This is a genomic window from Pseudomonas yamanorum, assembly GCF_900105735.1.
In the GTDB taxonomy this organism is placed as follows: Bacteria; Pseudomonadota; Gammaproteobacteria; order Pseudomonadales; family Pseudomonadaceae; genus Aquipseudomonas; species Aquipseudomonas yamanorum.
The window spans coordinates 5,628,675-5,645,764 of the sequence record NZ_LT629793.1 but is presented as its reverse complement, the minus strand read 5'-3'; the positions used below and the strand labels follow the sequence as shown (position 1 = coordinate 5,645,764).

Here is a 17,090-nt window from a genome sequence, read left to right as displayed (position 1 = left end):
AATGAAAAGAGAACCATCATTTAGCCATTACCCCGCAAATTCCCTGCAAATAGATAGGTAATTGCGTATTACCCAGCGAAGCAAGCCGTTCGTCTGGCGCCACTTATAAAGCAAGCCCTGCCTTTATGGATGAGCAGCCGAACAAGGAAGCCCTGGTGTGCAATGAGGGATGTTTTTATGCGCGAGAAGTCGTCCGTCGACAGCCTGTTTTTGACCCGGGCCGGTTTTATTGAATTTTTTGTCGTTTTCGTAAAGTTGATGCACGGTCTCACCGCTGTTTTTCCGGCACTGATCCTGCTGTTTTATCCGGAACCGATGGCCTCCGAGTTGCGCGCGCACTTTCTCGGCTTGCTGCTGTTCTTCGCGATAATGACGATTATTTTGTTCCAGGCCATGGGGGTTTACTCCGAGGAGTTGTTCAGCAACCGCCTGCGGTTTCGCACCATGCTGGTGGCCTGGTCTTCGGCGTTTTGCATCCTGCTGTTCATGTACCAGATTCTGCAGATGTTCCCGCAGTTGAGCCCGCGCAACCTGGTGTTCTGGTTTATCACCAGCCTGGCGCTGTTCGGGGTGGAGCGGATGGTGATGCTGCGCCTGTTTCGCAACCTGATGGCGAACGGCAAATACCTGCAGCGTACGGTGATCCTCGGCTTCACCGACACCGCCGTGCACGTGGCCGACCACTTGCAACGCAACGGTGATATCCGCTCCGGCCTGATCGGTTTTATCGACGACCGCACCGAGCGCATCCCCAAGGAATTGAGCAACCTGCCGCTGCTGGGAAACACCCGCGACCTGGAAAAGCTGATCCGCTCCGAGCAGGTCAATCAGGTGATGATCACCCTGCCCTGGGCCGCCGAACAGCGGATCAACGGGCTGGTGAAGCGCCTGCGGCAGATGTCGGTCAACGTCATGCTGGTACCCGACATGGCCGCCCTGCGTTACGGCCACAGCCGCATCACCGATGTGGGCGGCATCCTGATGTTCAACACCTCCCATGTGCCGCTGCGGGGTTGGTCGCCGTTTATCAAGCGCTGCGAAGACCTGATCCTGGCGACCCTGGGGCTGGTGGCGTTGTCGCCGATCATGCTGGTCACGGCGATAGCCATCAAGCTCGACTCCAAAGGCCCGGTGCTGTTTCGCCAGAACCGTTTTGGCTACAACGACAACGTGATCCGGGTGTTCAAGTTCCGCTCGATGTACGCCGAGATGAGTGACTTCAACGCCGACCGCCAGACCACTCGCGGCGACCCGCGCATCACCCGCGTGGGCCGGTTTATTCGCAAGACCAGCATTGATGAGCTGCCGCAGTTGTTCAACGTGCTGCTGGGCAACATGTCGATGGTCGGCCCGCGGCCCCATGCCACCGCGACCAAGGCGGCCGGGGTGCCCTACGAAGTCGCCGTCAGCGAGTACAGCTCGCGGCACCGGGTGAAACCGGGCATCACTGGCTGGGCGCAAATCAACGGCTATCGTGGTGAAACCGACACCCTGTTCAAGATTCAGAAACGCGTTGAATACGACTTGGAGTACATCTCGAAGTGGTCGGTGTGGTTCGACTTGTACATCGTTTTCATGACGGTCCCAGCCGTCCTTTCGACCAAGGAAGTCTATTGATGAACACCCTCAACGGCTTGATTCCCTGCATTATTTCCGGTGGCTCGGGCACCCGGCTGTGGCCGGTGTCACGGCAGAACATGCCCAAGCCCTTCATGCGCATGCGTGACGACCAGAGCCTGTTGCAGAAGACCTTCCTGCGGGCCAGTCACTTGCCGGGCGTGGAGAACGTGCTGACGGTGACCAACCGCGAGATGCTGTTTCGCACCCTGGATGACTACCGCGTGGTCAACAAGACCCACCTGGCCCTCGACCTGCTGCTGGAGCCGTTTGGCCGCAATACCGCCGCCGCAATCGCCGTGGCCGCCCTGCATGTGCAGGAGAATTTCGGCGGCGAGGCGCAGTTGCTGGTGATGCCCGCCGACCACCTGATCCTCGATGAAAGCGCCTTCGCCGATGCCGTCACCCAGGCCCGCGAATTGGCAGAGGCCGGCTACCTGGTGACGTTCGGCATTCAGCCCGACCACCCTGAAACCGGCTTCGGCTATATCGAACAAGGCGATGCACTGGGCCAGGGTTTCCGGGTCAAGCGTTTCGTCGAGAAGCCCGACCTGGCCACCGCCCAGGGTTATCTGGACGGCGGCAAGCACCTGTGGAATGCCGGGATGTTCTGCTTCAAGGCAAGCACATTGCTCGACGAGCTTGCGCTGCACGCCCCCGCCGTACTGGACGCCGCGAAAGCCGCCCTCGACCACAGCCACAGCCTGAATAACAACAACTGCCGCCAGCGCGAATTGAACGCTGAAGGCTTCGGGTCGGCGCCCGATATATCGATTGACGTGGCGCTGATGGAAAAATCCGCGCAAGTGGCCGTGGTGCCCTGCGACATCGGCTGGAGTGATATCGGTTCCTGGGACGCGGTGCGCCAGCTCACCCCGAGCGACGCCAATGGCAACCAAGTGAATGGCGAAGCGATCCTGCACGACGTGCATAACTGCTACATCGACTCCCCCAAGCGCGTATTGGGCGCGGTGGGCGTGAGCGACCTGATCATCGTCGACACCCCGGACGCGATCCTGATTGCCGACGCCAACCGCAGCCAGGACGTGCGCTACATCGTCGCCGAGCTCAAGCGCCAGAACCATCCGGCCTTCAGCCTGCACCGCACCGTGACCCGGCCGTGGGGCACCTACACCGTGCTGGAAGAAAGCAGCCGCTTCAAGATCAAGCGCATCGTGGTCAAGCCACGCGCCTCGCTGTCGTTGCAGATGCACCATCACCGCAGCGAGCACTGGGTCGTGGTCAGCGGCGCGGCGATGATTACCAACGGCGACCGTGAATTCCTGATCAACGCCAACGAATCCACCTACATTCCAGCCGGGCACAAACACCGTCTGACCAACCCCGGCATCATCGACCTGGTAATGATCGAAGTGCAGAGCGGCGAGTACCTCGGGGAAGACGACATTGTGCGTTTTGACGACATCTACGGCCGGGCTCCGGCCGAAGTGAAGCAGTGATGCGTACCGCCCTGATCATCCCGACCCGCAACGCAGCCGGCCACCTCGACCGGCTGCTGCCGGCGCTGCGCATGCAAACCCTGCAACCGGACGAAACCCTGGTGGTCGACAGCGCCTCCAGCGACGACACCGTGGCGCGTTTTCGCGAGTTCGGCGTACGGGTCGAAGTGATCGATGCCAAGGACTTCAACCATGGTGGTACCCGCCGCTGGGCCAGCGAACAAGTCGACGGCGACGCGCTGATCGTGATGACCCAGGACGCGATCCCCGCCGAACCCGAGACGTTCGCCAACCTGGTGGGCGAACTGGAACTGGACCCGCTCAACGGCGTCGCCTATGGCCGCCAACTGCCGCACCCGGATGCCGGTGTGCTGGGGGCCCAATCACGCCACTTCAACTACCCGCCGCAAAGCCGCAGCAAAAGCCTGGCTGATGCGCCGGAGCTGGGGATCAAGACCTGCTTCAGCTCGGATTCTTTTTCGGTGTACCGGCGCAGCGCCCTGCAAGCCGTCGGTGGCTTCCCCGCGGATGTGATCGGCAGCGAGGACGCCTACGTCGCCGCCCGCATGCTGCTGGAAGGCTACAAGGTGCGCTATGCCGCCACCGCCCTGGTCTATCACTCCCACGATTACCGTCTCATGGATGAGTTTCACCGCTACTTCGACATTGGCGTGTTCTACGGCCGCGAGCCGTGGATTCGCCAGGCTTTTGGCGATGCCGGCGGTGAAGGTAAACGCTATGTACTGGCTGAGCTTCGAGCTTTACGCGAAGCCGGTGCATTGCACCGCGTACCCGAAGTACTGGTGCGCAGCGCGTTCAAATTGCTCGGCTACCGGCTGGGCCATCTGGAGCGCCAGCTCCCCCTCGCCCTCAAGCGGCGCATCAGCATGTTCCCCGGTTATTGGAGGTGAGCATCATGACCTACAGGAAGACCCCTTTGATGAAACGAACCTTGCTCGTCCTGGCCATGATGGCATTGGCCGCCTGCAATACGCCCGCGCGGATCGTCGCGCCCGATGGCAAGACGGTGAACGAGGGCAAGCAGGCCCTCGATCGCATGGCCCAGTTGCCGCCGGCGGTGGAGCGGATCCGCATCGGCGACCAGCTGCGGATCGTCCGCGATGCCGGGGAAATGCCGACCCTGTCGGCGTTCAACGTCAGCACGATTTACGAGCTGACGCTGTACACCGTGCAGAACGACGGCAAGATCAACTACCCCTTCCTGGGGCCGATCCAGGTGGCGCGGCGCACGCCGGCGGAAGTCGCCGCCGAGCTGAGCCAGAAACTCGCACCGGTGTATCGCGAGCCTCGGGTGACGGTGAACATCAACCAGGCGCCGGGTAACACGGTGATCGTCGGCGGCGCGGTGTTAAACCCGTCGGCTATTTCCATCGCCACCGCCCCGACCATGGAGCAGGCGATTCTCGGTGCCGGCGGCGTGAGCTCGGTGGGCAACGCGAGCATGGTCGCCCTGCTGCGTGAAGACGGACAAGGCGTTTACCACGCCTACTTCCTCGATTTCAGCCAGTACCTGAAGAACGGCGCACTGGGCCGCAAGCCCGTGGCGCTGCAACGCGGTGACGTGGTGTTTGTACCCAAGTCCAACGTCGGCGAACGGATCCAAGGCGTGGACACTTACCTGAACCAGCTGATTCCCTTCACCAAATCCATTGGTGTGGGCTACAGCTACACCACGAACCACTAAAGGAGCGACATCCCATGATCGAGATCCGTTCTTTTCGTGATCTTCTGCGTCTGTTCTTCATCTTCAAGCACGAGTTCAAACTCGCGGCGCTTGCCGCGCTGGTGATCATTTTGCTGGGGGCGTTCCTGCTGCCGGCCAAGTATGAATCCACCGCGCGGTTGCTGGTAAAACCGGGGCGTGACTCGACGATGCCGATCGAGGTCGACAACCGTCAGCCGATCGTCATGCCGAGTACCCAGCGCGACCCGATTGTCGACGAAGAACGCCTGCTGACCGGGCGCCCCATCGTGCGTGCCGTGGCCGAGCATTACCTGGACGTGATGGACAAGATGCAACCGCCGCAAGGCGTGTGGAAGCGCACCAAGTGGTACGTCAAGAAAGGCATCAGCTCAGTATTCGACGGTGTGCGAGTCGTGCTGGAAACCGTCGGCATCGTCGAAGAAACCACCCCGGTGGAACGCCTGGCGAAAAGCCTGGAGAAAAACTTCGACGTGACCCACGCCATTGGCTCCACGGTGATGGACATCAGCTTCACCTGGGATGATCCGGAAATCGCCCAGGCGGTGGTCAAGGACTGGGTGGAAACCTACATCGAAGAGCGCACCCAGGCGTTAGGCCGCAAGAGCCTGTACGCGTTCTATGAAGGCCAGGTGTCTTCCAGCGCTGCCCAGATCAAGAGCTACAAGGAGCAGATCCTTACGCACTTGAACGAGATCGGCGCGTCGAGCATCACCGATCGCCTGGAAGACTTGTCCGAGCGGATCAACGTGCTGCGTGGCGAAGTGTTCAACTCCACTCGGCTGATCGCTTCCTCCGACGTGGCGTTGCAGAGCACCCGTGACCAACTCAAGGGCCAGCCCAAAGAGGTGACCACGGTTCGCCAGATCGCGTTGAACCCGCAACAACAAGACTTGCGTCGCCTGCTGAACCAGAAGCTGCTGGAAAAAGCCGACATGATGCGTACCTATACGGATAACGCGCCGCCGGTCAAAGCCCTGGACGCTTCGATCCGTGCCATGCAGGCCCAGGTCGCCGGTGAAAGCGACACGGTGCAAAGCTCCGAGAACCGTGCGCCGAACACCCTGGAAATCCACTTGCAACGGGTACTGCTGGATGAGACCAGCCGCAACCAGTCGCTGCGGACGCAGTTGGTGCAACAGCAAAAACAACTGACGGAACTGGAAGCCCAACGCAAGGACGCCCTGGCCATTGAGCCGGAACTGGCGCGCCTGGCCCGTGAGCTGAACGGCACCGAGAAAAACTACGCGCTGTATGTCGACAGCCTGGAAAAATCGCGGATCGACCGTGAACTGGACAAGAGCCAGATCAGTAACATCGCGGTGATCGAAGAAGCCACCCTCAACCCTGGGCGCGTCTTCCCGAAAACCCTGCTGATGCTATTGCTGGCGATTCCGTTCTCCATCGTGGTCGGGCTGCTGGTGATCTACCTGTGCTACCTGCTGGATCAGCGGATCCACGACGGCGGTCTGGTGGAAGGCAAGTTCGGACTGCCGCTGTGGACCACGCTGCCGGAGCTGGATACAAGCACCGCGCAAAGCACCAACGCCTTCAACGCGAGCATTTATCGCCTGTATGGCTTGCTGCCGCTGGAGCGTATTGCCGAACAGGGCCTGACCCTGGGGCTGACCTCGGCGCGACACGGTGAAGGCGTGAGTTTTGTGGTCGAGCAGTTGCGCCAGTTGCTGGAAGAGAACGGCGTGCGGGTACGGGTCGGCGGGATTGAGCCGGCGATTCCGGGCCAGGTGGTCTTGCTGGATGCCTCGGCACTGCTGGACAACCGTGACGCGTTCATCAACCTGCGCCGTGCCGACCTGATCGCGCTGGTGGTGGAAGCGCAGAAAAGCACGGTACCGGTGGTGGAACACGCCCTGTCGATCCTCACCACGGCGTTCGGCAAGGTCGATGGCATCATCATCAACCGCCGCAAGTTCGAGGTGCCGGTCAAGGTGCTGAAAACCATCGCCAAATACCGGGGTTCGTTCTGATGCGCATCGCCCTGCTCGCTCCCCTGCCGCCGGAAAAGAACGGGATCGCCGATTACGCGAACCACTTCAAGACGGCACTGGAGCAACTGGGCGTCGAGGTGGCTACGCCCTTGACGGGCGTGGTCGGCAGCACGGCGTCGATCAAGCAAGCCATTGCCGGTTTCGACTGGCAGGGGGTTGATCTGGTCCACGCCGAGCTGGGCGGAGGGCGGCTGGGGGAGTTCCTGGCCCTGCGCGAATTGCGCAAGGCCTACCCTGCGCTGCCGTTGACCGCCACGGTGCATGACCCGGAACGCATGGTCTGGCGGCGCGAGCAACTGCCCTTTCCGCTGAACCTGCTGGAATCCTTGCCCAGCCCATTGCCCCAGGCGGCGGTGGTGCTGGCCGATCCCTTGACCCTGCGTGAAGAACGTCACGTCGCCCAGGGCCTGACCCGGCTGGTGACCCTCACCCGCTTGGGCGCCGACTGCCTGACGGCGCGCATGCAATTGCCCGTCGGCAAGGTGGCGGTGATCAACCACGCCAACCTGGATATCCCGCCCGTGGCCTTGCCGCCACTGGACACGCTGCACCTGCTGTATTTTGGTTTTATCTACCGTGGCAAAGGCATCGAAGACCTGTTGCAGGCCCTGGCCGCCGTCTTCGAAAAAGCCCCCGAATTGCGTGACCGTGTGCGCCTGACTCTGGCCGGTGGCACTGCCGCCGAAATGGCGTTTGGCGCAGGCGGCAATTACCTGGAGCAACTGAACAGCCAGATCGCCGAACTTGGCCTGGCAGGCTCCATCGACTGGCGGCTGAATTTGCCCGCCAGCGAAATCCCGCAGACGATCCAGGCGCACCATGTGATGGTGCTGCCGTATCGCGAATCGAAAAAACTCGGCCTGCTGGGCCGCCAGCGTGGTACCAGCGGTGCATTGTCGTGGGCCGCCGCCTGTGGGCGCGGCGCAATCACCTCGGATGCCCGGGCGTTCGCCGAGGAAGTCGCCAGCGGCAATGGCGCCATCTATCCACAAGGCGATGTCGCCGCCTTGAGCGAGCAACTGCTGCTGCTCGCACGCAACCCGCAAATGGCCAGGGACTGGGCCGAACGCGCCGCCGCGATTGGTCGTGAACGGCTGTGGCCGTTGACGGCGCAGAAGTTCGCGACACTGTTTAGTGAAGCCATTGCAGGAGGCAACCATGGCACGTAAACGGACTTACCTGGCGACCCTCGTGGTCGTCGCCGCACTGGGCCTGACCGCCTTTCTCTGGGGCCGCCCGGCCGATGCCGAGAGCCATGTGCTCAAGGGCAACAAAGAGATCGTGTGGAAAGATTTTCTGGGGGTGAACGCGCAGTTCCTGTGGTTCAGTCCCGAGCGTTATCAGAAGCAGATCGACCGCCTCAAGGCCCTGGGCCTGGAATGGGTGCGCCTGGACCTGCATTGGGACCAACTGGAAACCGCCGAGAACCAGTACAACGTCGCGACCCTTGATGAGCTGGTGAACAAGCTGCAGCAGAACCAGATCAAGTCGGTGTTCTACCTGGTGGGTTCGGCGAAGTTCGCCACCACCGCGCCGGCCTCCTCGCCGTATCAGGACCAGTTCCCGCCCAAGGACCCGAGTATCTTCGCCAACCGCATGGCGTTGCTGGCCCAGCGTTACCCCAGCGTGGACGCATGGCAGGTGTGGAACGAGCCGAACCTGCTGGGTTTCTGGCGCCCCGTCGCCGACCCGGCCGGCTATGCGAACCTGTTGCAAGTCACCGCAGCCGCGCTGCGGGTGGTGAACCCGAACAAACCGGTGGTGGCTGCCGGCATGGCGTTTTTCAGCGAAATGCCCAACGGCCAGAATATGCTCGACGGGCTGCTGCAACTGGGCGTGCCGAGCCTCAATACCATCATGTCCTATCACCCCTACACCCAATTGCCCGAAGGCAACACGCCGTCGAACCTCGACTTTGTCGAAAAGACCAGCGCCCTCAACCAGAAACTGCGGGCGGCCGGGGTGAGCACCCTGTGGAGCACCGAGTGGGGCTGGTCGAACTATAAAGGCCCGAAAGAGGTGCAGGACTTCATCACCACCCAAGGCCAGGCCGACTACATCGTGCGCCGCGTTGCGCTGATGAGCGCGCTGGATTTCGACAAGATCTTCCTGTTCACCCTGAGCGACCTGGACCAGCGCGCCAGCGTGCGTGACCAGAGTTATGGCTTGCTCGACATCGACGCCAACCCCAAGCCGTCGTATACCGCGTTGCAGAATTTCCTGCAGGTGAGCGGGCCCAAGTTGACCCCCGGCGATCCCCCCACTGCCGACCAGTTGCCCGATGGCCTGTTCAGCATCGGCTGGACCCGTGCCGACGGGCGCAAGGTGTGGTTTTTCTGGTCGGCCCGTGGCGGCAGCGCGCACTTGCCGGGCATGACCACCGCCACCTTGTATGACCCCTTGCGCGGCACCGAAACCCCCTTGAGTGGCACCAGTGGACTGGACGTACCGGTCAAGCCGAACCTGCAAATTCTGTTATGGGATTGAAGCCACCCATGCGCATCCTCTGGATCCTGCCCTACTCGCCTTGGCCCGCTACCAGCGGTGGCAAGACGCGCCAGTTTCATTTGCTGCGCAGCCTGGCTGCGCGCGGGCACCGGATCACCTTGCTGTTGCATGACAAACACGCGGTTTCGCTGACGGATCGCCAGGTGCTGGAAGCCTTTCTGGAACAGGTGATCATCCTGCCGCGCCGCCCGCTGCGCAGCCTGAAGACCCTGCTTGCCGGCCTGTTTGCGCCCTACCCGTTGCTGGCCAGTGTGAATGGCCTGTCGGGTGAACTGCAGGACACCTTCGAGCGATTGCTGACCGAGCATTGGGACGTGGTGCAGATCGAACACACCTACGCCTTCCAGCCTTACGAAGCTGCGTTGGCCCGTCGCTCCCAGCCGTTTGTGCTGACCGAACACAATGTCGAATCGTCCCTCGGCGCCGCGACTTACGACCGCCTGCCGGGCTGGGCGCTGCCGTTCATTCGCTACGATCAGTGGCGCTATGGCCGCTGGGAACGTCGGGTGATGCGCCAGGCTGCGCAAGTCGTGGCGGTGACTGAGGCCGACGCCCAGACCCTGGCGCAGATCGCCGGCAAACCTGTACCGGTGGTGGTCAACGGCGTGGATTGCACGCACTTCGCCGCCGCCCACCCTGACCCGACGACCCGCCGCGTGCTGTTTCTCGGCAACTACGAATACGCACCCAACGTGGATGCCATCGAGTGGGCACTGGATGAAATCCTGCCGAAAGTCTGGGCCCGCTGCCCCGACGCTCGCATGAGCGTCTGCGGCTTCGGCATGCCGGAAAGCTGGCGCGAACGCTGGAAGGACGGGCGCATCGAGTGGCAAGGCTTTGTGCCCAACCTGCTGGCCCTGCAATCGAGCTGCTCGATATTTTTGGCGCCGTTGCGCCATGGTGGCGGCTCCAAGCTGAAGGTGCTCGAAGCCCTGGCCGCCGGCCTGCCGCTGGCGAGCACCGACCAGGGCGTGTCTGGCCTGGACCTGGTCGAAGGCCTGGACTACCTCGGCGGTCAGACTGCCGACAGCCTGGCCGACGCCGTGGTGCGCCTGCTGCAACAGCCTGAAGTCGCAGCCCCGATGGGCGAAGCCGGTCGCGCCTATGTGCGCCGCGCCCATGACTGGAGCGTCGCTGCCAGCCAGTTGGAGCAGGTGTACGCCCAACTGTTGCCCCTGAACCAAAAGGAGCCGGCATGCGCGTAGGCCTCGATTACCGTACCGTCGGCACCTCGCCGCAATCAGGCATCAGTCGCCAGGTGTACGCCCTGGAAGATGCCCTGCGCGCCATGCCCGGCATCGAGCTGGAACGCTTTACCGTCGCGCCGCTGGGCGATGAGCTGCGCCTGAATGCCCATTGCCCGGACTGGGGCTGCGCCAAGACCGCCATGCACCAGCCCCATCAGCGCCTGCGTTTCGAGGCAGGGTTCTTGCCCAAGGCCCTGCGCGATGAGCACATTGATGTGTACATCAGCACCTTCAATATGGGCCTGCCGCTGCCGCCCAAACCCAAAGGCCTGCGTACCGTGGTGCTGCTGCATGACCTGTTTCAGATCACCCTGGACAACTACCACGCCAATCGCCTGAAGGCGATGATCTACAAGGCCTGTGATCGCCTGTCCATCACCTATGCGGTGCACACGGCCGACCGGGTGTGGACGCCTTCGCAGTACAGTGCCGATGAAACCGCGCGGCTGTTTCCCAAGGCGGCAGGCAAGATTCGTGTGCTGCCTAATCAGGTGGCGGGCTTTGCCGGACTGCCGGCGGACCTCTCGGGCCGACAATTGCCTGAGGGTTTCTGGTTGCTGGTGGGCACCCGGGAATTGCGCAAGAACGTGCCATTCCTGGTGGAGGCCTGGCAGCAGGCGCGCCGCCAATCCCCCAGCGTGCCGGAACTGGTGTTGGTGGGCAGCCTGGAGCACCTGCCCGAAGCGCAACGCAACTACCCGGGAATACGTGCCTTGAGCGGCGTCTCCGACGCTGAATTGCACGGGCTCTACCGCAAGGCCTCGCGCCTGTGGCAGCCTTCCTACGCGGAAGGCTTTGGCTTGCCGGTGATCGAGGCCCTGAGCGTCGGCACTCCGGTGGCGGTGGCCAGCGGAACCTCGCTGGATGAAATCACCCCGCCGCTGGCACCACGCTTTTCACCCACCGACGGCGCGGCGCTGGTGCAATTGATGCTGCACCTGGCCGACCAACCCGTCGAACAACCACCTGAACAGTTACGCAGCTGGGCCGAACGTTTCAACCACCAGGCCTACCGTCGGCGCCTGGCCGAACTGATCGAGGAATTGAATTGAGAATCTCACTGGGTAGCCTCGTCGCCATCGTCTTCGGCCTGCTGTTTGGTGGGTTGATCCTGTTCCTTTCTCCGGCCAAGGCCGTACTGGCGGTGATCGGCCTGGCCGCTGCCGTGACGATTCTGCGGTTCCCGTTCTGGGGGCTGCTGCTGTTCGCCCTGGTGGCGACGTTCATGCCCTACTCCACCCTCAACCTGGGGATTCGCAGTACGGTCAGCGAGGCACTGATCGCCCTGACCTGGGCGGCGGTGATCTGGCACGGCTTCCTCTCGCGCATGCCCGCCGTGCCATCGCTGTCGCGGCGCCCCACCGACCGGATGTTGATGTGGCTGATGATCTTCACCGTGGTGCCGTTTATCGTCGGCCAGGTGAGCATTACCGCCGAGGCCAGCGGCCTGGCGAACTGGTTGCGCTGGTTGCTGAACCTGTCGGTGCTGTTCCTCGCCGCCAAGCTGCTGGTTGAGCAGAAAAACCGCGAAGCCCTGGTGATCGCGCTATTGCTGGGCACGCTGGCGATGCTGGTGTTGTCCATCGGCGTGTTTATCCGCTCGCGCTCGGCCTCGGGCATGTTGCCGATCCTGACACTGATGAACTACGGCAGCCTCGACACCCTGTCCCTGGGCCTGGGCGCCATGGCCTCGCGGATGGGCTCGCCGTGGATGCACCCCAACGCCACCGGCGGGATCATGGCCTTGCTGCTGCCGTTGGCGTTCTGCTACGGCATCACCAACACCGGCTGGAAACGCGGGCTCGGCCTGGGCGTTGCCTGCCTGGGCGCGGCGGCCTTGCTGTTGGCCAGTAGCCGGGGCGCAATGGTCAGCCTGGCGCTGGTACTGATCTGGATGGCGTCGCGTCGGGTCCCGTACACCGGGCGCTTACTGATGATCGGCCTGGCATTGGCGGCGGCGCTGGTGGTGTCATATCCACCGCTGCAGGAACGCCTGGCGACGATCTTTTCGGCCCAGAACGCGAGTACCGAAGTGCGCTTTGACGAATACCGGATGTTCCCTCAGGCCGTGGCCAGCTACCCGCTGGGCATTGGCTTCAAGGTTGACCCTCCGGTGCCGGGCACGCACCTGCTGGGGATCTCCAACCTGTGGCTGAACTTCGTCTACAAGACCGGCGTGATCAGCATGCTGCTGTTTATCGCCGTGACGTGGCGCTGGTGGCGTGAGTCCCGGCCGGAAATCGGCCCGATCCGCCTGACCAAGGACAACGCGATCTGGCTGGGCAGCACGGCGGGGATTCTGTCGGCGCTGGTCAGCGGCTTTTTTGACCACTACTTCAGCTTCGCCCTGGTGATGATTGCGTTGTTCTGGCTGATGGTGGGGATCAACGTGCTGGAGGCTCGGCGGTTGTTTCCGGCGCGTCTGCCAAAGGTCAAGACCGTGACGCATCGCAAGCCTGTGCTCGATAGCGTCGGGCCCTAGGGATGCTCGGATCGGCGTTTTGGTTGACCCTGGCGACCTTGCTGGGGCTGTGCCTCGGGTTTGCCCGTGAGTGGTTGCTGGTGGCGGCCTGGGGTGCGGGCGAACGCAGCGATGCGTTTCTGATCGCGCTGTTTTTGCCGGAAGCGTTGCGCATGTCCCTGGCCGGTGGCGTGCTGAGCGCCGCCGCTTTGCCGCTGTACCTGCAACGCAAGGACGGCGAGCGCCTGGACTGGCTGGCGGTGCTGTTCCCTGCGCTGCTGCTGATTGCTCTGGTGACCAGCCTGCTGTTGACGCTGCTGGCGCCGTGGCTGGTGCAATTGCTCGGCCCGGGGCTGGCGGCAACAGCCACCAGCCTTGCCAGCAGCAACTTGCAGATCCTCGCCTGGAGCGTGCCGGGGCTGATGCTGCATGCGCTGTTCAGTATTCCGTTACAGGCCAACGAGCGCTTTGTGGTCGCGGGGCTCGGCTCGTTGCTGTTCAACCTGCCGCCCGTGACCTACCTCGCCCTCGCCGGCACCGCCACGCAACCGCACTCGCTGGCGTTGGCCTGCCTCACCGGCAGCCTGCTGATGCCCCTGGCGCTGTTGCCGTCGATGTTGCGCCTGGGCTGGCGGCCGTGGCGGCTGCGGGCTTCGACCCTGGAACTGCGGGAGCTGGGCGGGCGCATCGGGCCGCTGTTGCTAAGCAATGGCGCGAGCCAGGGTCTGGCATTGATTGAACGGCTGGTGGCGTCGTTGCTGGGCGAAGGCGCCGTGACCTGGGTCAACCTGGCTCGCAAGTTGATGAACTTGCCACTGATTGCGCTGATGAGCCTCAACCAGGTGCTGCTGGGCATGATGAGCCGCCGTCAGGGCGACGAGCGCCTGGCCCTGCTCAAGCGTGGCCTGGAAACCGCCAGCCTTCTGACCTTGCCCGCAGGCGTCGGCCTGGTGGCGGCGGCGCCGAGCCTGGTGGCGTTGCTGCTGCCGAAGCAGTCGGTGGATTCGCCGTTGCCACTGCTGCTGGCCTGGTTTGCCGTGCCGCTGGTGTTCGGCGCCTGGAATGCCCTGTTGGCGCGTTATGCCTATGCCGCCGGCGATACGCGCCAGCCGCTGCGTTGCGAGTTGCTGGGCAGCCTGGTGAACGTGGTGCTGCTGGGTTTGCTGCCGTTTGTGTTTGGCCTGGCGGGCATTCCGCTGGCCGCCCTCGCCGGGGTGCTGTGCACCGCGTTGCTGCTGATGCAGCGCCAGGGCTTGCTCGGCACCCTGCCCTGGAAGCGGCACTGGTTGCTGAGTGGGCTGGTGATGGGCATGGCAGCGTTGGTGTTGTTTCGGGTTCAAGGTATTTGGCTGCAGTTGGGGTTGAGCACCCTGGCTGGGGCCGTGGTGTTGCTGGGCATGGGCCTGTGGCTCAAGCCGTGGCGCAAGGCAGATTTATAGAGTGGGAGCAGTCAGGTGAAAAAACGCTGGATTCAAATGGATATTGCCAAGGGCATTGGCATCCTGATCATTGTGTTCGGGCACAGCTGGTTTGTCGCCAGTTCCCTGGACTTGCTGTACCCGCTGCTGGCGGTATTTATCCTGCCGTTGTTCTTCTTTCTCTCCGGGGTGTTCTTCAAGCCTGAACAACCCTTTGTCGAGATGGCGGTGCGCAAGGCCGATGCACTGCTCAAGCCGTTCTTCTTCACCATGCTGGTGTACATCCTGATCCGCGACCTGCTGCGCGGCCAGGCACTGCTGCCGGACATCGGCGGCGTGCTGTATGCCTCGGTGGACACCATTCCATGGCAGGCGCTGTGGTTCCTGCCGCACTTTTGGGTGGCGATCCTGTTCGGCTGGGTGATGCTGCGGCTGATGCAGCGCCTGGGCCTGTCGCTGGCCATGAGCTGTGTGGTGATCACCCTGCAACTGATGCTCGGGATCTGGACCCTGCCGTGGTTCTGGCAGGTGCCGGTGACCGTCGGCGGACAGACCTGGACGATGCCGGGGCTGCCGTTCAGCATTGATGTGACGTTGATCAGCAGCACCTATTTCATCTTTGGTTATCTGCTGCGGGACGTGCTGCGCCGCCACCAAAGCTCGTTGCTGACGCTACTGGGAGCCATGGCGTTGTTTGCGGTGGTGTTCATCTACAGCTGGGACACCATGGACCTGGCACAGCGGCGTTATGACCACTGGCTGTGGACCAGTTTGTTGGCGGTGATCGGCGTGTATGTGTGCTGGGCGCTGGCCGGGGTGATGATGGTGTCGGGGCTGCTGACGCGGGCGATGACGTACATCGGGCAGTCGACGCTGATTCTGTTGATCTTCCACGGGGAGATTCAGCACAAGACCGTGGACTTGATGGAGCGGCTGGGGTTGCACCCGCTGTTGTCGGCGAGCATCGGGCTGGTGATCGCGGTGGTGGTGCCGTTGATGATCGGCGAGGTAATCAAGCGGGTGGCGTTCTTGCGCTTCTTCTACTTCCCGTTCCCGGTGCGCAAGGCGCCGGCGGTGGCCGGTGAAAAGCCTGGAGTTTGAGACCTGATGTGGGAGCTGTCGAGCTTTAGCGAGGCTGCGATGGCATCACCGCGGTGTGCCTGAATTACCGAGGTGATGCTATCGCAGGCAAGCCAGCTCCTACAGAAAAACGCTCAATCATCCAGTGCCGGTTGAGGTGCTGGATGCTTGGTGTTCTTGCCAGCCTTGGCGCCAGGTTTGCCAGGCGCCGGGGCCGCGGGCTCAGGCTCGGCCGGGGCGGCAAGGTCCTTCTCAGCCTGGGGCATCTGGTCAATCGCGGTGAAGAAGTCTGCAAGGTTGAGGGTGTCCGGTGGCACGGTCTTCTCAAGTTTTTTCTCGCCGTCCTTGCCCATCAGAATCACTTTGGTGCCACTGCCGGCGCCCAATTTGAGTGCCCGGATCAGCGCGTTGGTTTCAGGCGGTGCGAGCTTCTTGTTGTCCTTCGCGTCCTTGGCGAACTTCTCGCCTTCGGCACCGATGCTGCCGAAGGATACGGTGTAGAGCACCATGTTGCGCTCTTCAAAGGACTGCTTGTTGGAAGGCTCTTCCAACTGTTTCTTGAGGGTGGCCAACGTCGGGTTGCCGGAGTCGAGTTCCACCACCACCAACGGGCGTGACTTGCCCAGGTCCTGCTTGAGCGGATTGAGATCATCCGCGGCCAGCAGCGGCCCCGTAAAAGCCATCAAGGTAGCCAGGGTCAGCGACCGGATGAGCATGCACACCTCCTTTGAATTCCATGCAGGGTTCTTGAGTTTCATGTCTGCGACAGTCAAATTCAAGGATGATTCCTACGCCAGCTTCAGAAAGCGTAGGTCAGGACGTCCGCGACGCAAGGCGTTTAGCCACCTTAGGCCTCATTGTTTCATCTGATTGCGAAGCCTTATAGCGGCCAATGCCGGGCAAATACCGGCGCCACGATGGGGTCGACATCCACCTTCGCCAGCACCCGCGCAAATTCGGGCCGCGATTGTTGCAGGGCCTCACGTCCTCCCGCCCATCGCGACACCGCCGCCGCCATGATGCCCAATGCATTTGGAACCTGTTGCGAGGTAACCAGCTGGTCGGCAAATTGATCGGCAAACACCTCCCAGGCCCCATGCAGGCGGCGACGGGTCCCGCTGATCAACTGTTCATGCTGCTGCGCATCGGCGCTGTCAGTCCAGCGTTCCGGATAGTCGATGATGCCAATCGCCGAATAACAGTTCGCGGCGATGTACACCAGGCCGCGAATGACCTGGGCGGGCTCCTCGGGTAGCAACTCTGAGGCGGGAAATTGCAGGCCCAGGTGAATCAGGATCGCCGCGCTTTCGGTCAACACGCTGCCGTCGGGCCGTTGCAGGGTGGGGATTTGTTTGAGCGGATTGATCTGCGCCAGGGCCTCGCTGCCCGCGCTGTCTTCCCAGGAGCAGGCGTCGACCTGGCGCCATTCGACACCGCAACGCTGCAGGGCGATTTCGATGATGCACGAGCCGGTGCCTTGGGTTCCGTAAAGGGTGTACACAGTGCTGAGCCTCCTGGCAGTGGGTTGAGGTGTTAGGCTAGGCCGTTCAATCGTTCAACGGGAAAC

Annotated in this window: 14 protein-coding genes; 12 read left to right on the top strand and 2 right to left on the bottom strand. The window is 62.5% G+C overall.

From position 1 onward, the window contains the following. Nucleotides 1-177 precede the first annotated feature (177 nt). The 12 genes from BLU46_RS26640 to BLU46_RS26585 are packed head-to-tail and all read left to right on the top strand — an operon-like array spanning nt 178 to nt 15,544. Nucleotides 178-1,617, top strand: a complete 1,440-nt coding sequence (locus tag BLU46_RS26640; protein ID WP_093207804.1) for an undecaprenyl-phosphate glucose phosphotransferase — start codon at nt 178-180, stop codon at nt 1,615-1,617. Then, a complete protein-coding gene (locus tag BLU46_RS26635) occupies nt 1,617-3,077 on the top strand; it encodes a mannose-1-phosphate guanylyltransferase/mannose-6-phosphate isomerase (protein ID WP_063028460.1) in 1,461 nt (486 codons plus the stop codon). The genes BLU46_RS26640 and BLU46_RS26635 overlap by 1 nt, the downstream gene beginning before the upstream one ends. Then, complete coding sequence (locus tag BLU46_RS26630) at nt 3,077-3,988, top strand: glycosyltransferase family 2 protein (protein WP_093207801.1); 912 nt, start codon at nt 3,077-3,079, stop codon at nt 3,986-3,988. Before BLU46_RS26635 ends, BLU46_RS26630 begins: the two co-directional genes overlap by 1 nt. Before the next feature lie 29 nt (nt 3,989-4,017). Further along, nucleotides 4,018-4,782, top strand: coding sequence for a polysaccharide biosynthesis/export family protein (locus BLU46_RS26625; protein ID WP_017476845.1), 765 nt, complete (start codon nt 4,018-4,020; stop codon nt 4,780-4,782). Nucleotides 4,783-4,796: 14 nt separating this feature from the next. Then, entirely contained in the window at nt 4,797-6,788 is a 1,992-nt protein-coding gene (locus BLU46_RS26620) for a GumC family protein (RefSeq protein ID WP_063028456.1), read from the top strand. Next, on the top strand, nt 6,788-7,978 hold the full coding sequence (locus BLU46_RS26615) for a glycosyltransferase (protein ID WP_063028454.1): 1,191 nt from the start codon (nt 6,788-6,790) through the stop codon (nt 7,976-7,978). The genes BLU46_RS26620 and BLU46_RS26615 overlap by 1 nt, the downstream gene beginning before the upstream one ends. Next, nucleotides 7,968-9,296, top strand: a complete 1,329-nt coding sequence (locus BLU46_RS26610; RefSeq protein WP_093207798.1) for a GH39 family glycosyl hydrolase — start codon at nt 7,968-7,970, stop codon at nt 9,294-9,296. Before BLU46_RS26615 ends, BLU46_RS26610 begins: the two co-directional genes overlap by 11 nt. Nucleotides 9,297-9,304: 8 nt before the next feature. Further along, nucleotides 9,305-10,522 carry a glycosyltransferase family 4 protein gene (locus tag BLU46_RS26605; protein ID WP_093207795.1) on the top strand — a complete coding sequence of 406 codons (1,218 nt, stop codon included), beginning with the start codon at nt 9,305-9,307 and terminating at the stop codon, nt 10,520-10,522. Beyond that, nucleotides 10,513-11,616 (top strand): glycosyltransferase family 4 protein, encoded by a 1,104-nt coding sequence (locus tag BLU46_RS26600; RefSeq protein WP_093207792.1) that lies wholly within the window; start codon nt 10,513-10,515, stop codon nt 11,614-11,616. The genes BLU46_RS26605 and BLU46_RS26600 overlap by 10 nt, the downstream gene beginning before the upstream one ends. Nucleotides 11,617-11,618: 2 nt before the next feature. Next, nucleotides 11,619-13,046 (top strand): O-antigen ligase family protein, encoded by a 1,428-nt coding sequence (locus BLU46_RS26595; protein ID WP_093210199.1) that lies wholly within the window; start codon nt 11,619-11,621, stop codon nt 13,044-13,046. A gap of 2 nt (nt 13,047-13,048) precedes the next feature. After that, nucleotides 13,049-14,464: a murein biosynthesis integral membrane protein MurJ gene (gene murJ, locus BLU46_RS26590; RefSeq protein WP_093207789.1), complete on the top strand. Its 1,416-nt coding sequence runs from the start codon at nt 13,049-13,051 to the stop codon at nt 14,462-14,464. Nucleotides 14,465-14,479: 15 nt separating this feature from the next. Next, nucleotides 14,480-15,544 carry an acyltransferase family protein gene (locus BLU46_RS26585; protein ID WP_167410152.1) on the top strand — a complete coding sequence of 355 codons (1,065 nt, stop codon included), beginning with the start codon at nt 14,480-14,482 and terminating at the stop codon, nt 15,542-15,544. Between the two features lie 113 nt (nt 15,545-15,657). On the opposite strand, the gene BLU46_RS26580 is transcribed toward BLU46_RS26585, so the two are convergent. Both BLU46_RS26580 and BLU46_RS26575 read right to left on the bottom strand, forming a co-directional pair. After that, nucleotides 15,658-16,239, bottom strand: a complete 582-nt coding sequence (locus BLU46_RS26580; RefSeq protein WP_093207786.1) for a DUF4174 domain-containing protein — start codon at nt 16,237-16,239, stop codon at nt 15,658-15,660. Between the two features lie 164 nt (nt 16,240-16,403). Next, nucleotides 16,404-17,024: a glutathione S-transferase N-terminal domain-containing protein gene (locus BLU46_RS26575; RefSeq protein ID WP_063028440.1), complete on the bottom strand. Its 621-nt coding sequence runs from the start codon at nt 17,022-17,024 to the stop codon at nt 16,404-16,406. Nucleotides 17,025-17,090 lie beyond the last annotated feature (66 nt).

Bases quoted from the DNA above. Each gene is read 5' to 3' on its own strand.
- BLU46_RS26615 (WP_063028454.1), top strand. From the start codon at position 6,788: ATGCGCATCGCCCTGCTCGCTCCCCTGCCGCCGGAAAAGAACGGGATC.
- BLU46_RS26625 (WP_017476845.1), top strand. From the start codon at position 4,018: ATGAAACGAACCTTGCTCGTCCTGGCCATGATGGCATTGGCCGCCTGC.
- BLU46_RS26605 (WP_093207795.1), top strand. From the start codon at position 9,305: ATGCGCATCCTCTGGATCCTGCCCTACTCGCCTTGGCCCGCTACCAGC.
- BLU46_RS26630 (WP_093207801.1), top strand. From the start codon at position 3,077: ATGCGTACCGCCCTGATCATCCCGACCCGCAACGCAGCCGGCCACCTC.
- BLU46_RS26580 (WP_093207786.1), bottom strand. From the start codon at position 16,239: ATGCTCATCCGGTCGCTGACCCTGGCTACCTTGATGGCTTTTACGGGG.
- BLU46_RS26635 (WP_063028460.1), top strand. From the start codon at position 1,617: ATGAACACCCTCAACGGCTTGATTCCCTGCATTATTTCCGGTGGCTCG.
- BLU46_RS26610 (WP_093207798.1), top strand. From the start codon at position 7,968: ATGGCACGTAAACGGACTTACCTGGCGACCCTCGTGGTCGTCGCCGCA.
- BLU46_RS26640 (WP_093207804.1), top strand. From the start codon at position 178: ATGCGCGAGAAGTCGTCCGTCGACAGCCTGTTTTTGACCCGGGCCGGT.
- BLU46_RS26600 (WP_093207792.1), top strand. From the start codon at position 10,513: ATGCGCGTAGGCCTCGATTACCGTACCGTCGGCACCTCGCCGCAATCA.
- murJ (WP_093207789.1), top strand. From the start codon at position 13,049: ATGCTCGGATCGGCGTTTTGGTTGACCCTGGCGACCTTGCTGGGGCTG.
- BLU46_RS26620 (WP_063028456.1), top strand. From the start codon at position 4,797: ATGATCGAGATCCGTTCTTTTCGTGATCTTCTGCGTCTGTTCTTCATC.